Genomic DNA, 14,679 nt, shown 5'->3' with positions numbered 1-14,679 from the left:
CAATGTCATGAAAATGAGCAGACCCGGAATCGTCGGGTCTGCTCCATGCATGATTAGCCTCTTTCGAAGGGGTGGCCCTCATCGGCCCAGCCGGTCATGCCGCCGATCATGACCTTCACGCGCTTGCCGAGCGAACCCAGGCGCCAAGCCGCCTTGTCGGTGCCGTTGCAATGCGGCCCAGCGCAATAGACGACGAACAGCGTATCATCAGGCCATTCCGCCATCTTCCGCGCGGTCATCTTGCCATGCGGCAAATTAATTGCGCCGGGAATATGCTGCTCCTGGAACATAGCCGGACCGCGGACATCGAGCAGGACGAAATCCACATTGCCTGATGTCATCGCCTGGCGCACGTCGGAGCAATCGGTCTCGAAGGCAAGCCTGCAGGCATAGTGTTCGGCGACAAGGTTTGGGGCGGCTGCGGGGATTTCACTGACTAGGGACATGGAACGCTCCTTCTGTTTCGGTGTATTCATGCCTGAGTGATCCCTCAGTTGAAATTGGCCGAAATGCCATATAACGTCAATATTATGCCAAACTCAGGTAGCCCAAATCTTCTCGGTCCGCACGTCGTCACTCTTGTCTATGACGGGCTGTGCACATTCGAATTCGGCGTCGCCTATGAAATCTTCGGCCTGCCCCGGCCGGAGATGGGCGATAATTGGTATCGCTTTTCCGCCTGCGCGATCGAGGACGGCCCTCTTCGCGCCGCTGGCGGGCTGACAGTGCAGGTCGATCATGGGCTCAAGATCATTGCCGATGCCGATCTGATCGTCGTCCCCGGGTGGCGCGGGATCGGGACGCCTGTCCCCGCCCCTTTGGTTGCCGAGCTGCAAGCGGCCAGCCGCCGTGGCGTGCGCATCATGTCGCTCTGCTCGGGCGTGGCGGTTCTTGCCGCCGCCGGGTTGCTCGCGGGCCGAAAGGCGACGACGCATTGGCGCTACGTCGATTCTATTGCCGCGCGCTACCCGGATATCACTGTCGATGCCGATGTTCTCTATGTCGACGAAGACAGCGTGCTGACAGCCGCCGGCAGTGCCGCCGCGATCGATCTCTGCCTGCATGTGGTGCGCCGGGATTTTGGACCGGACATTGCCAACAACGTCGCGCGCCGCCTCGTGGTGCCGCCACACCGCGAGGGCGGCCAGGCGCAGTATATCGAGACACCGGTATTGAGACAGCGCGAGGGAGCGCGCTTGGGCCCCTTGCTGGAATGGATGAGAGAGCGTCTGCAGGAAGAGCAGCCGATCTCGGCACTTGCAGCGCGGGCAGGCATGAGCGTGCGGACTTTCCAGCGCCGTTTCGAGGCGACCACCGGCATGTCGCCGGGCGAATGGCTACTCAGCGAGCGGCTGCGGCGCGCCCGCGATCTGCTTGAAAGGCAAACAGCCATCTCATTGGACGATGTGGCTGTGGCGAGCGGATTTGGATCGCTCGCCACCATGCGCCATCATTTTCGGGAGAGGCTTGCGGTCAGTCCGAGCGACTACCGCAAGCGATTCGCCGCCCTTAGACCAGACGGCTCTGTTCCGTCGCAGCTTCGATGAAGCTGGAGAACAGCGGATGCGGTTCCAGCGGCCGGGACTTCAGTTCCGGATGATATTGGACACCGATAAACCACGGATGATCCGCATATTCGACCGTCTCCGGGAGGATGCCATCCGGTGACATGCCCGAGAAGGTCAAGCCGCAATCTTCCAGCCGGTCCTTGTAATCGACATTGACCTCGTAGCGGTGGCGATGGCGCTCCGAAATATCGGTGGAACCGTAGATTTCGGAAATCTTCGTGCCCTTCTTCAGCGCCGCCTTGTAGGCGCCGAGACGCATGGTGCCGCCGAGATCGCCGGATGCCGTGCGCTTCTGCAGCTCGTTGCCCTTCAGCCATTCGGTCATCAGGCCGACCACTGGTTCCGTGGTCGGTCCGAACTCGGTCGATGAGGCATGTTCGACGCCGGCCAGATTGCGGGCCGCTTCGATGACAGCCATCTGCATGCCGAAGCAGATGCCGAAATACGGCACCTTGCGCTCGCGTGCAAAGCGGGCAGCCAGGATCTTGCCTTCCGAACCGCGCTCGCCGAAGCCGCCGGGCACGAGAATGCCGTGAACCTTCTCGAGATAGGGCGCCGGATCTTCCTTTTCGAAGACTTCCGACTCGATCCATTCGAGCTTGACCTTGACCCGGTTGGCGATGCCGCCGTGATGAAGAGCTTCGATCAGCGACTTATAGGCATCCTTGAGGCCGGTATACTTGCCGACGATCGCGATGGTCACTTCGCCTTCCGGCGTGCGGATGCGGTTGCAGACTTCTTCCCACTGGTCGAGACGCGGCTTCGGCGCCGGCTCGATGCCGAACGCGGCCAGCACCTCGTTGTCGAGGCCCTCCTTGTGATAGGCCATCGGCACGTCGTAGATGTTGGCGACGTCGAGAGCCTGGATGACGGCCGAAGGACGGACGTTGCAGAATAGCGAAAGCTTGCGGCGCTCGGCTTCCGGGATCTCACGATCCGCGCGCACGAGCAGGATGTCCGGGTGAATGCCGAGAGCCTGCAGCTCCTTGACGGAATGCTGCGTCGGCTTGGTCTTCAGCTCGCCGGCCGCCGGGATGTAGGGCATCAGCGTCAGGTGAACGTAGATCGCCGTGCCGCGCGGCAGGTCGTTGCCGAGCTGGCGGATCGCCTCCATGAAGGGCATGGCTTCGATGTCACCGACAGTGCCGCCGATCTCGCAGATGACGAAATCATAATCGTCATTGCCCTCGATAACGAAATCCTTGATCTCGTTGGTGACGTGCGGGATGACCTGGACAGTGGCACCCAGATAGTCGCCACGGCGTTCCTTGTCGATGATGTTCTTGTAGATGCGACCGGTGGTAATGTTGTCGGTCTTGGTGGCCGAGCGGCCGGTGAAGCGCTCGTAATGGCCGAGATCGAGGTCGGTTTCCGCACCGTCGTCGGTGACGAAGACCTCGCCGTGCTGGGTCGGGCTCATGGTGCCCGGGTCCACGTTCAGATAGGGGTCGAGTTTGCGCAGGCGGACTCGATAACCACGAGCCTGCAACAACGCTCCGAGAGCCGCAGCCGCAATTCCTTTTCCGAGGGAAGAAACCACGCCGCCAGTGATGAATACATATCGCGCCATGGGAGTCACCGGATACCTTTTCACAAATGATTCCGCTAGCCCTAAAATTCGTTTCCGGAATTTTGGCTACAGAATGCGGAATATGGACAAAACAAAACCGGCAGATCCAAGGACCTGCCGGGGATGATCTTCGGCGACCGGAATTACTTGCCGGTCGGAACGCCGCCGTTGTCGGCTGGCGCAGGAGTAGTCGTCGCCGGCGTGGTCTGCTGACCGGTCGCGGACGGAGCCTGCTGAGCAGGTGCCGTAGCAGCAGGCTGGTTCGTCGTTGCAGGCGGCGTCGCCTGCGACTGCGGAGCGACGGCACCGCCGTTCGGAACGCCGCTATTGTCGGCCGGCTTCGGCTGGGTGGTCGCCGGCGCCGGGCTCTTCTGCCCGCCGAGCGAATCAAGAATGCCGTTGCCCTGGCCCGCCGTGCTCGGAATACGGTTGAGAATGTCGGTCGGGCGAGCTTCGAAACGCGACAGCACGTTCATGCCGAGCGCGAGCGCGAAGAACAGCGCTGCCAGAATGGCCGTGGTGCGCGTCAGCGCATTGGCCGTACCGCGCGCAGACATGAAGCCCGATCCGCCGCCGATGCCGAGGCCGCCACCTTCGGAGCGCTGAATCAGCACAACGCCGATAAGGGCGACGACGATCATGAGATAGATAACAAGCAGTACGGTTTGCATAGATCCAGTCCTGCCCGCTGGCGGGCATCAAAAAGAAAAGCTCGCGGCTCTTTACATGAGGCTCTCGCCTATTCCAAGCCCCTTTAAGGCTGGAATACCGGGCAAGTTGTTGCTTCAGGCGAACTGCCGTTCGAATGCGGCATAAATGGCGAGGAAATCGACCGCTTTCAAGCTCTGCCCGCCGACAAGAACGCCGTTGACGTGGGGAACGTCAAGAAGGTCGCGCGCGTTGGCGCCGCTGACCGATCCGCCATAGAGGACCCGCATGTTCGCGCCTTCCTTGCCGAAGCGTTCGATGAGCTCGGCACGGATGAAGGCATGTGCCTCCTCGACGTTTTCCTGTGTCGGGACGACACCGGTGCCGATTGCCCAGACCGGCTCATAGGCAATGACCGTCGTCTCCGCCGTCGAGCCATCCGGAATGGAGCCGATCAGCTCCCGCTTCAGTACCTCGAGCGTCTGGCCGCTGTTGCGTTCATAGGCGGTCTCGCCGATGCAGATGATGGCGATAAGCCCTGCATCATGTGCCGCCTGCGCTTTCGCGCGCACCAGCATGTCGCTTTCCGCATGGTTCCTGCGGCGCTCGGAATGGCCGACGATGACATGGGTGCCGAAGCAGTCCGCAATCATCTCGGCGGAAATATCGCCGGTATGGGCACCACTGACCTGCTGATGGCAATCCTGGGCGCCGATCGCAAGCGGGCTGTCGTCGCAAAGTGCGGTCGCGACATAGAGCAATGTGGCCGGGGGGCAGAGCAGCGTCTCGATTTTCTCTGACAGCGGCGCCTTGACGCCATCCGCGATCGCCTTGATCTGATCGAGGCTCGCACGCGTGCCGTTCATCTTCCAGTTTCCGGCCAGAAGCGGCCGTATGGTCTTCGTCATTCCGGTTGTCTCCCCCTTATCCATCAGTCGGACTAACAAAAAGGAGGAGGAAAGGAAAGTTATCGAATGCGGTCGAAACCGGTTCAAATCGTTTGAAAAAATGCTTACCCGGAAAATAATTCGAATTGCCGGAGCGTTTTACGACGCCTGCGGATCGGCGATCCAGTTAAGCACCTTGCGCCAATCGGTCATGCGCACGGGTGTTCCGTGATTCCCGGTTTCGAAAAGCGTGAAGCGCGTCGGGTAATGAGCCTTGTAGAGTTTCTCGAACAGTGCCTGCTGGTCCGCCGCGGCATAGACCGGGTCCTTGCTGCCATGCGTGAACCAGAGCGGCAGCTTTGCCGTATAGAAGGCGCTCTTGGTGAAATCGGGATCGGTAACGCCGCTCAGGATGGCCATGCCCTTCAGGCGCTTGACGCTTTCGGCATCGCGGGTAATGCCCCAGCAGACGAAGCTTCCCATCGAAGCGCAGGTGAGGATCACGGGCTTGCCGCCCGACTGCTCGTAGGAATAGCGGATCAGCGCGGCGATATCCGCAACGCCGTTGGCGTCAAAGCCTTTGACGCTCGGTGAGTAATAGGTGCCGCCATTGCGGAAGGCGAGGTTCTTCAGCCGGTTGAAATTACCGCCGAACGTATAATCGTTGGAGCCAAGCCGGCGGTCGCCGCCGCGGCCGTGAATGAAAATGACCGTAAAGGCTTGTTTCGAGGCCGGGCCGATACGCGTGACGTCGACCTTGCGGTTCCCGAGCTGCAAGGTCTCGTCTTCCTGGGCCTTCCAGCGCACGCCGGTGTCGATATAGGCCGGCTTGACCCGTCTTTCCGGAACTTGGTCGCGGCCGTTAATGTCACGCAATTCCTGGTAATCGATCGTCTGGAAGGCGCCATTGTCGTGGTTTTCGATGACGGTCTGGTTGGAAAACAGCTCGTCCTTGAAGGGCTTAAGCATGTCGGCCGAAGCGCCCTGGGCGGCCGCCAGAAGCAGAATGCCCGATATTGCGGACAGGATAGGCAAATGAGCTGTGGACATTGGCATGCGGACACTTCCTCCGATCGGACATCGGGCTTGCCATTCGTCACCCGGCAACGCAAATCTCTTTTGAATCTGCCCCGCTTTGGGGCGCCATCGCTCTTGTGCGTTGTTTCTGGCAGAATCACGGTGATTCGCGAATACCGGCCATAAATGCGACAATAAAGGGATCTGGCCCCTCCAGGACAAATCTAGCAGCTTGAAGTTCTATGGATAACAGCAACGATCTCTTCTCCGGACTACCCCGCTCCCCGAAAACGGAAGCGGTGGAAAAGCCTGCCGCAAAGGCTGAGAAGCCGGCAGCCGCTCCGGCGCCGCGCGCAGCACCTGCGACATCTTCTGCGGAAGAATATGGCGCGAGCTCCATCCGGGTTCTCGAAGGACTCGAACCCGTTCGCATGCGCCCCGGCATGTATATCGGCGGCACGGATGAAAAGGCGCTGCACCACCTCTTCGCCGAAGTCATCGACAACGCCATGGACGAGGCGGTGGCCGGCCATGCCAATTTCATCGAGGTCTATCTCGATCGGGAAGGCTACCTGACGGTCACGGACAATGGCCGCGGTATTCCTGTGGAAAACCATCCACAGGTGCCCGGCAAGTCGACGCTCGAAGTCATCATGACCAAGCTGCATGCCGGCGGTAAGTTCGACGGCAAGGCCTATGAGACATCGGGCGGCCTGCATGGCGTCGGCGTGTCCGTCGTCAACGCGCTGTCGGATGATCTGGAAGTCGAGGTCGCTCGCAACCGCAAGCTCTATCGCCAGCGATTCTCGCGCGGCCTGCCTGTCGGCGGTCTGGAAGAGCTGGGCGATGTGCATAACCGGCGCGGCACGCGCGTCCGCTTTCATCCGGATCCGCAGATTTTCGGCGATCACGCTCGCTTCGATCCGGCCCGTGTCTTCCGCATGGCACGCTCCAAGGCCTATCTGTTCGGCGGCGTCGAGATCCGCTGGGCTTGCGATCCTGAGCTGGCGCCCGAAGGCGCCGACGTTCCGGAAAAGGCGGTCTTCCACTTCCCTGGCGGCCTGAAGGATTATCTCAAGGCCACGATGGGCAACGAGTTCACCGTCACCCGCGAGATCTTTGCCGGCAAGTCGGAGAAGGAAAGCGGCCACGGCTCGCTCGAATGGGCGATCACCTGGTATGGCGGCGACCCGCAGATCCACTCCTACTGCAATACGATTCCGACCCCGGAAGGCGGCACGCACGAGGCCGGGTTTCGCATCGCCCTCACCAAGGGCTTGAAGAACTACGCTGACCTCACCCAGAACAAGCGTGCGGCCAATATCACCACCGACGACGTGATGATTTCAGGTGTCGGCATGCTGTCGATCTTCATCCGCGAACCGGAATTCGTCGGTCAGACGAAGGACAGGCTTGCAACGGTCGAAGCCCAGCGCATCGTCGAAAACGCCCTGCGCGATCCCTTCGATCATTACCTCACCGATAATCCGGCCGAGGCCGAAAAGCTGCTGGAATGGGTGATCGAGCGTTCCGACGAGCGCATGCGCCGCCGCAAGGAAAAGGAAGTCAACCGCAAGACCGCCGTGCGCAAGCTGCGCCTGCCCGGCAAGCTGGCGGATTGCTCGCAGAATTCCGCGGCAGGCGCCGAACTCTTCCTCGTCGAGGGTGATTCGGCAGGTGGCTCGGCCAAGCAGGCGCGGAACCGCACCAACCAGGCGATCCTGCCGCTGCGCGGCAAGATCCTCAACGTCGCCAGCGCCGGCCGCGAAAAGCTGTCCGCCAACCAGCAGATTACCGATCTCGTCCAGGCGCTCGGCTGCGGCACGCGCACGAAATATCGCGAGGAAGACCTTCGCTATCAGCGCATCGTCGTCATGACCGATGCCGACGTCGACGGCGCCCACATTGCCTCGCTGCTGATCACCTTCTTCTATCAGGAGATGCCTGAGCTTATCCGCCAGGGCCATCTCTTCCTGGCCGTTCCGCCGCTCTACAAGATCACGCAGGGTTCGAAATCCATCTACGCCCGCGACGATGCCCATCGTCTTGAGCTGATGGAGACGGAATTCAAGGGCAGAGGCAAGGTCGAGATCAGCCGCTTCAAAGGTCTGGGTGAAATGCTGCCGGCCCAGCTCAAGGAAACGACGATGGATCCATCCAAGCGCACCCTGCTGCGCGTCGAGATCGACGAGGTGGATTTCGAAGGCACGCGCGATGCCGTCGATAATCTGATGGGCACCAAGGCCGAGGCGCGCTTCCGCTTCATTCAGGAACGGGCGGCTTTTGCCGAGGATCTGGATATCTGACGCGAACCAATCGTTGGTTGCCCCGGCGAACGTGCTTCGCGATATTTTACCGGATTGTCCGATATCCGTTACGAAAGCGTCATGGATGGATGCGTAGATGGCGGCATTGTCTTGAATGCCGCCATTTTATCATTCGGATTGACGATTTCGCCATGTTGAAGCCATTTCTGACGACCGCCGCCGTTCTCCTCTTCGGCCATGCCGCCCATGCACTCGATATCGGGACGACGATCGATGTGCCCTGCCCCTTTGGCGACTGCAAGGCCGGCATCGGCCTTTCCTATCTCGGCAATTACGATATTCCGACGGGATTCATGGAAAACGGTGTGGAAGTCGGCGGCCTTTCGGGCATCGACTTCGATCCCTCTACCGGCCGCTATATTGCAATCAGCGACGACCGCTCCGAAAAGGCGCCTGCCCGCTTCTACGACCTCGATATCGATGTCGACGCCAGCGGCCTGAAGGGTGTCACGGTGGTCGATCATGTCACGCTGAAAGACAAGGATGGGCAACCTTTTGCGCTCAAGAAGGTTGATGGCGAATCCATCCGCCTGGGCAAGGATGGCATTTATTGGAGCAGCGAAGGCGATGGCAAGGCGCTGCTGCCGCCTTTCGCGCGCGTCGCCAATCGTGACGGCAGCTTCGTCCGCGAATTCTCATTACCGGAAGGTTTTGCCCCGACGGCCGACAAGCATACGGGGATTCGCGACAATCTCGCCTTTGAAGGCCTGACCTTCCTTTCAGGCGGCGACCTTCTCGTTAACACCGAATCTGCGCTTTATCAGGATGGGCCGGTCGCGACGCTGACCAACGGCGCGCTCGCGCGCCTCATTCGGTATGACGCTGCGACCGGCTTGCAGAAGGCGCAATATGTCTATCCGGTCTCGCCGATTCCGCAGGCACCCTCCACCGCGAGTGGCTGGAACGATTTCGGCTTGTCCGAGATCCTGGCGCTCGATGACCGTCATCTGCTTTCTGTCGAGCGCGGCTATGCGCAGGGCGTCGGCAATTCGGTCGTCATCAACATGTTCGATCTCGACGGCGCCACCGATGTCGCGAATATCCCGTCGCTCATGGTGACCGATCAGCGGATCGTGCCGGTGCGCAAGATGGAGATCATGGATTTGCGCGCGCTCGGTCTTGCTCCCGACAATATCGAAGGCATGACTTTCGGCAAATCCAGGGACGGCGGCGATGTGCTGATCTTCGTCGCCGACAACAATTTCAATTCGACGCAAAAGACGCAGTTTTTCGCGTTCAAAGTGATCCGTCGCCCCTCGTGACACCCTGCCTCCGGCCGCGCGCCAATCGCTTTCCAGTCGTGTTAATGTCATGGCCGCATAATAAAGAGGCTTTCCGGCTGTTGCTCTTGAAACAGCCAAGATCATACCCCATAACCGGGTGATCTAGTAAAAAGGGGCGCAGTAAGTCCGGTGGGTGTATTTGAACGTCATAAGCCGAAGGAGCATCGGTGGCTGGGGCCGAGTGCGCATGCGCGCATGCCTTTGATACCATCCATTTCCGCTGCGCGCTGGCTGCTGATTCTGATCGCCGTCGCCGGGATTTATTTCTTCTATGGATTCCTCGTTCCAGTCCTGGCCGCGGCTGTTATCGGCTTCGCCACCTGGCCGCTTTACAGCGATGTCGTGCGCCGTACGGGCGGAAACACGACGCTTGCGGCCACCATCGCCCTCGTGTTCATCGTGACTTTTCTCGTCCTGCCGATCGTTCTTTCCGCTATTTATATGGCCGGCGAAGTCCGTGAATGGTTCGGCTGGGCCGTGCACGTCAACCGCGACGGCGCGCCGCCGCCGCAATGGATTCTGGCCTTACCTGTCATAGGCTCGTGGCTCGGCGAACAATGGACGCAATATGTCGGCAGCCCCGGCTCGCTCGGCGAACTGGCGCAGCTCGTGAGCGGCGCGCATATCGGCAATATCTACCGCGCGGTGCTCGCGGCTGGCGGCGGCGCCTTCCATGTCATCCTGACCCTGCTGTTCATGCTGATCGCGCTGTTCTTCATCTATCGCGACGGCGCGACATTCGTTCGGCAGGTCGATCTGCTCGGCGAGCGCATCCTGCCCAACCGCTGGGAGCGTATTTCCCGCGTTGTTCCCGCGACCATCAGCTCGACCGTCATGGGCATGACGCTGATTGCCATTGGCGAAGGTATCGTTCTGGGCGTCGCCTATTGGATCGCCGGCGCTCCCTCCGCCATCACGCTCGGCGTCCTCACCGGCGTCATGGCCCTGGTGCCGGGCGGCGCTCCGCTGTCGATGTCGCTCGTTTCCATCTATCTCGTCGCGAGCGGCTCGCTTTGGGCAGGCATTGCCCTCTTCCTCTGGGGCACGATCGAGCTCTTCATCGTTGACAAGACGCTTCGCCCGAAGCTCGTCGGCGGCCCTATCAAGCTGCCCTTCCTGCCGACTTTTTTTGGTTTAGTCGGCGGCGTGAAAACCATGGGCTTTCTCGGCCTCTTCATCGGACCTGTTCTGATGGCGATCATGGTCGCCATCTGGCGCGAATGGATCCGCGAAGCCGAATTGACCGAGGAGCAGCAAGCGCAGGAACCGGAATTGCAGCTGCATGTCCGGGATGCCGCCGAACGCTGACCCCTTGCCTATTTCAACGTCAGCCGCTTTTCCATGAACAGGCTGAGCGGGTCCGGCTGGTAGTCGCCGAAGGCAGCGATTTCGACGCCGTACCGTCACCGGCCTCCACCAGGGCGCAACATCCGACGTGGCTTCCTCCAACCTTGCGACCCATAAGGTCACGTCCGGTTTCTCCAGCGAAGCCATATCAAGCATGTGTTTGCTCTCAGGCGGATAAAGCGATTCCGCTTAGACGCTCGACATATCGAGAAGGCGGATGACACCTTCCGGCGCGGGGATTCGATGGCGATCGTCAGCGGCAAGTTGAATCTCGGCAAATGAACCGCGTGCTGGACATCACGCGGCGGCGAGCGTCGCCAGAGCCGCGAAGCTGCGCGCGGCCTGTCGCCGTTCGGCATTCGCCAGCTTCTCTACCATGTCGAGCAGCTGCGTGGCGGCCTGAGGCTGTTCGGCAAGGCGGAATTTACGCATCAGCTGCGAAGAGACGTTCTCCAGCATGGCAGTACCGTTCTTGCGCGACGCATCGCGCCAGATCACCGTCGCCTCGACGAAGATCGTACTGATGTCCCGCGTCAATCCGGTGCTTTCATAAAGCGCCCGGATGGCGTGGACGCGGCCCCGGGAGATGATGGAGCGCACGCGCCGTTCTTCGCAGCCGGAGAGATTGGTGATCGCGCAGCAGAAGAAATCGACCTTGCCGGAGCACAGCGCATGCATCAGGAAGGCCGGCGTCAACCAGCCGCATTGCCGCAGATGCTCGACGAGATCAGGCAATTGCTCGTGCTGTGCCGTTCCCGCAATGGCGACGGTCGCAGATTCGGTCGCTTCCCGCGTCACCTGCTGCAGCCTGCCGCTGCCGATAAAGCTCTGAACGAGCGTCGATTCGGATAGCGCCTCGCTGACTCGTCGCATCAGCAGGTGCCTGACATCCGAAGACAGGGCATCACGCGAAAGAAGCAGGCCGCGTATATCGGCGCATTCACCCAGACGCTCGGCAATGCGCTTAAGCGACGCCTGCGAAAGCAATGCGCCGTCATTTTCGAGCAGACACAGGATTTCCGCCTCCCCGCCGATCTCGGCAAGCGCTGCACAGACAGCACGCGGCACCTGGCCGCGGGAGGCGATCAGGACTCGCGTTACGTCGCTGCCATGCAGCGCCAGATCGACAAGATCGGCATCGGTGAATACCGGCGAAAGCAGGATGATCTGTCCCGCTATTTCCGGCTGGTCCCCAGCCAGGGACAAAATGACATTGCGGGGAGCACCGGCCGAGCGGGCGACCGCTTCGGCAAGCGCAAGTCTTACGCGCGGAGACGGATCATCGAGCAGATAGGTCATCGCCATTTCCGCGGCGGCACGCTCTTCCCTGGGCATCTCCGACTGCAGATAGGCTCTGCCGAGCGCATTGGCCGCCCGAGCCCTGCTTTCAGCCTTGGCGGTCTCAGCCCAGCGAAGGAATGCTTCTATGATCACTTAATGCCCCGATATCGGCGAGGCGATTCCCGCCCCGCAAACTCATATCCCTCACGCTATCGAGGAAAGGTTTACGGGACGTTTACCGTATCTATTAACCTTTTGCATATCAGTGCGATGGCTCAGTTCAGGGAGCCTTTGGCCGAAACATCTCGAAGACGTCGCTGCCCTCGCTATAATCCATATAGCCCATGCGCGCGACGGGCCGCGCAAGCGCCATGTCCAGCCTGCCGTCACGAATGATCGCCTCGTCGATGTGGATCCCCACGACTTGGCCGATGACCATGATGTTTTCCGACATCTCGCCATCAAGGCCCTTGGGCTGCAGCACTTCGGTCACGCGGCATTCAAGGACCGCGAAGGCTTCGCCCACATAGGGAGCATCCACCAATTGGCCAGGCTTGGCCGTCAACCCGGCCAGTTCGAACTCATTGGTGCCGTAGGGAACGGAAATCGACGAATGGTTCATCTTTTCCACGATATGGCGGCTGACGAGATTGGCGGTGAAAACGCCGGTTTCTTCGACATTGCGCACGCTGTCCTTTCGACCGGCGGAGGAAAACATCACCAGCTTCGGCCGGTCGCTCACCGCGTTGAAAAAGGAATAGGGAGAGAGGTTCAGCGAGCCGTCCCTGCCCTTGCTGCCGATCCAGCCGATCGGTCTCGGCGCGACGATGGCCTTGAAAGGGTCGTGCGCCAGCCCGTGGCGATTGCTGTCCGTCGTATAAAACATCATGCGTCCTCCCCGCCGACCCAACTTACCGTTTCTGCCAGCTCCGGGCGCGGGCGCTCGACGGGAGGGAAGCTGGAGGAGCCGATATGGATGAATCCGGCCACCTTCTCGCCCGGTTCGACGCCGAGTAACGGATAGGCGCGCTCATCATAGGCGAACCATTCGGTCAGCCAATTGGAGACCCAGCCATGAGCATTTGCTGAAATCAGCAGGTTCAGGCAAAGCGCGCCCGCCGACATCAGTTGCTCCCATTCCGGAATCTTGAAATGCGGCGCCGCCTTGCTGACGACGGCGATGACGACCGGAGCACGGGTGAAGCGCGTGCGCTCGACCTGGATCATTTCCTCGGAAAGATCCGGCTTTGCCTCCAGCGCGAGCTTCAGCAGCTCCTCGCCGATACGCGCCCGCTCTTCGCCGCGGTAGACAACGAAGCGCCAGGGGGCAAGCTTGCCGTGATCCGGCACGCGCGAGGCCAGCCGAATGATCTCTTCGATCTCAGCCTTGCCCGGCCCCGGTTCCGACATTTGAAACGCGGGGATGGATCGGCGCACAGCGAGATAATCGACCAGCTTGATATCGGTTTTCATTGAGGAACTGCCTTCATTTTGGCTTGTGCTAGGAGGTAGGTCTTGAATTTGCCACTGCATTGGTTTTGAAGTGGCTTGTGTTTTATCGGAAGTCAATCGGTTGGGTATCCATGTCAGGCATTTCATCCGCTCGCCGATTGGGTGCTGTCATCGCGATCTTCGCGAGCGTGAGCACGGCCGCCTCGGCGCAGGAAGCCTTCAAGGAATTCAAGCAGCTGGACGGCAGCGTAAAGATGCCGAAGCTCAACGCCTTCGTGGCGCCCGATGGAGAGAATTCGGCCGCCCGTACCCTGCGTGACGTTTCGCTCGAAGCCAAGATGACGCCACAAAGCAGCCCGCAGCAGCAAGGCCTCTCCTGGTATGTTTTCAGCCCCGTTGCCGGTGCGGACGGCAAGCTGCCGCTTGTCGCCAGCTCCCGAGGAGGCTCGGCTTCCTTCCACCTGCTGCCCGGTGATTACTTCGTCAATGTCTCCTTCGGCCGCGCCGGCGTCACCAAGAGATTGAGCGTGGCGGAAACGGGCGAAACGCAGAAGCAGACGATGGTGCTCGACGCCGGCGGCATGGTCCTAAATGCAGTATCCGGATCGGATGTCCGAATCCCGCCGAATGAGCTCAGCTTCTCGATCTATTCCAGCGAGGCCAAGGAAGACGGGGAACGCGGCCTTGTCATGGACGACGTGAAACCGAATACGCTGGTCGGCCTCAGCGCAGGCACCTATCACGTCGTTTCCGAATATGGCGAGGTCAACGCCGTCATCCGCGCCGACATTCAGGTGGAAGCCGGCAAGGTGACACAGGCGACCATCCAGCACAGGGCGGCAAAGATCACGCTCAAGTTGGTGTCGGATGGCGGCGGCGAGGCAATCGCCGATACCGCCTGGTCGATCCTGACATCGGCGGGCGACATCGTCGGCGAAAGCGTCAGCGCTTTCCCGACCATGGTGCTTGCCGAAGGCCGCTATACCGCCGTCGCCCGCAACAAGGACAAGATCTATCAGCGCGACTTCACCGTCGCCGCAGGCATGAATACGGATGTGGAAGTGCTGATGAAACAGCAGCAGCCGCAGGACGCCGATACCGAACAGCCGGCCCGCCAGCTTCCGATCCAAATGCCGCCTATGCGTCAGAGCCAGACACCGTCGGCGACGACCAATCAGCAGCCGCTACCAACCTACGAACAGTTGGCGCCGGCTGGCGGCGATGACGGCGACAGCATGGATTGACGGCCGTGGCAGGCCGAAGCTATCGCGGCTATCACTGCTCGGTGATTGTGAATCC

Annotated in this window: 13 protein-coding genes; 5 read left to right on the top strand and 8 right to left on the bottom strand. The window is 60.6% G+C overall.

Annotated elements, in window-relative coordinates; all coding sequences use genetic code 11:
- Positions 1-53 precede the first annotated feature (53 nt).
- Positions 54-446: a rhodanese-like domain-containing protein gene (locus ACPYOP_RS09300; RefSeq protein ID WP_481410103.1), complete on the bottom strand. Its 393-nt coding sequence runs from the start codon at positions 444-446 to the stop codon at positions 54-56.
- Between the two features lie 63 nt (positions 447-509).
- Between ACPYOP_RS09300 and ftrA the strand changes: the two genes are divergently transcribed.
- The gene (gene ftrA, locus ACPYOP_RS09295) at positions 510-1,547 is read left to right on the top strand and encodes a transcriptional regulator FtrA (protein ID WP_481410102.1); all 1,038 of its coding nucleotides are present in this window, start codon (positions 510-512) and stop codon (positions 1,545-1,547) included.
- Here ftrA and ACPYOP_RS09290 read toward each other — a convergent pair.
- The 4 genes from ACPYOP_RS09290 to ACPYOP_RS09275 form a co-directional block, all read right to left on the bottom strand.
- The gene (locus tag ACPYOP_RS09290; RefSeq protein ID WP_481410101.1) at positions 1,510-3,138 is read right to left on the bottom strand and encodes a CTP synthase; all 1,629 of its coding nucleotides are present in this window, start codon (positions 3,136-3,138) and stop codon (positions 1,510-1,512) included. The genes ftrA and ACPYOP_RS09290 overlap by 38 nt on opposite strands.
- Positions 3,139-3,281: 143 nt before the next feature.
- Complete coding sequence (gene secG, locus ACPYOP_RS09285; protein WP_481410100.1) at positions 3,282-3,809, bottom strand: preprotein translocase subunit SecG; 528 nt, start codon at positions 3,807-3,809, stop codon at positions 3,282-3,284.
- 114 nt (positions 3,810-3,923) lie between these two features.
- Entirely contained in the window at positions 3,924-4,694 is a 771-nt protein-coding gene (gene tpiA, locus ACPYOP_RS09280) for a triose-phosphate isomerase (protein ID WP_481410099.1), read from the bottom strand.
- Positions 4,695-4,832: 138 nt separating this feature from the next.
- A complete protein-coding gene (locus ACPYOP_RS09275) occupies positions 4,833-5,729 on the bottom strand; it encodes an alpha/beta hydrolase (protein WP_481410098.1) in 897 nt (298 codons plus the stop codon).
- A 203-nt stretch (positions 5,730-5,932) separates the two neighbouring features.
- Between ACPYOP_RS09275 and parE the strand changes: the two genes are divergently transcribed.
- The 3 genes from parE to ACPYOP_RS09260 all read left to right on the top strand — a co-directional run bounded on the left by parE (position 5,933) and on the right by ACPYOP_RS09260 (position 10,608).
- A complete protein-coding gene (gene parE / locus ACPYOP_RS09270) occupies positions 5,933-7,996 on the top strand; it encodes a DNA topoisomerase IV subunit B (protein ID WP_481410097.1) in 2,064 nt (687 codons plus the stop codon).
- A gap of 152 nt (positions 7,997-8,148) precedes the next feature.
- On the top strand, positions 8,149-9,279 hold the full coding sequence (locus ACPYOP_RS09265; RefSeq protein ID WP_481410096.1) for an esterase-like activity of phytase family protein: 1,131 nt from the start codon (positions 8,149-8,151) through the stop codon (positions 9,277-9,279).
- A 150-nt stretch (positions 9,280-9,429) separates the two neighbouring features.
- Positions 9,430-10,608 (top strand): AI-2E family transporter, encoded by a 1,179-nt coding sequence (locus tag ACPYOP_RS09260; RefSeq protein WP_481410095.1) that lies wholly within the window; start codon positions 9,430-9,432, stop codon positions 10,606-10,608.
- Between the two features lie 336 nt (positions 10,609-10,944).
- Here the strand turns inward: ACPYOP_RS09260 and ACPYOP_RS09255 are convergent, their stop codons facing one another.
- The 3 genes from ACPYOP_RS09255 to ACPYOP_RS09245 form a co-directional block, all read right to left on the bottom strand.
- A complete protein-coding gene (locus tag ACPYOP_RS09255) occupies positions 10,945-12,081 on the bottom strand; it encodes a DUF2336 domain-containing protein (RefSeq protein WP_481410094.1) in 1,137 nt (378 codons plus the stop codon).
- Positions 12,082-12,208: 127 nt separating this feature from the next.
- Positions 12,209-12,814: a flavin reductase family protein gene (locus tag ACPYOP_RS09250; protein WP_481410093.1), complete on the bottom strand. Its 606-nt coding sequence runs from the start codon at positions 12,812-12,814 to the stop codon at positions 12,209-12,211.
- A complete protein-coding gene (locus tag ACPYOP_RS09245) occupies positions 12,814-13,401 on the bottom strand; it encodes a nitroreductase family protein (RefSeq protein WP_481410092.1) in 588 nt (195 codons plus the stop codon). Before ACPYOP_RS09245 ends, ACPYOP_RS09250 begins: the two co-directional genes overlap by 1 nt.
- Positions 13,402-13,511: 110 nt before the next feature.
- Between ACPYOP_RS09245 and ACPYOP_RS09240 the strand changes: the two genes are divergently transcribed.
- Positions 13,512-14,624, top strand: a complete 1,113-nt coding sequence (locus ACPYOP_RS09240; RefSeq protein WP_481410091.1) for a hypothetical protein — start codon at positions 13,512-13,514, stop codon at positions 14,622-14,624.
- The last annotated feature ends 55 nt before the right edge of the window (positions 14,625-14,679 follow it).

This window comes from Rhizobium sp. KNZ2-6A (genome assembly GCF_056755475.1).
Note: the sequence above shows the minus strand (reverse complement) of the source record. Positions and strands in the feature narration are given on the sequence as shown.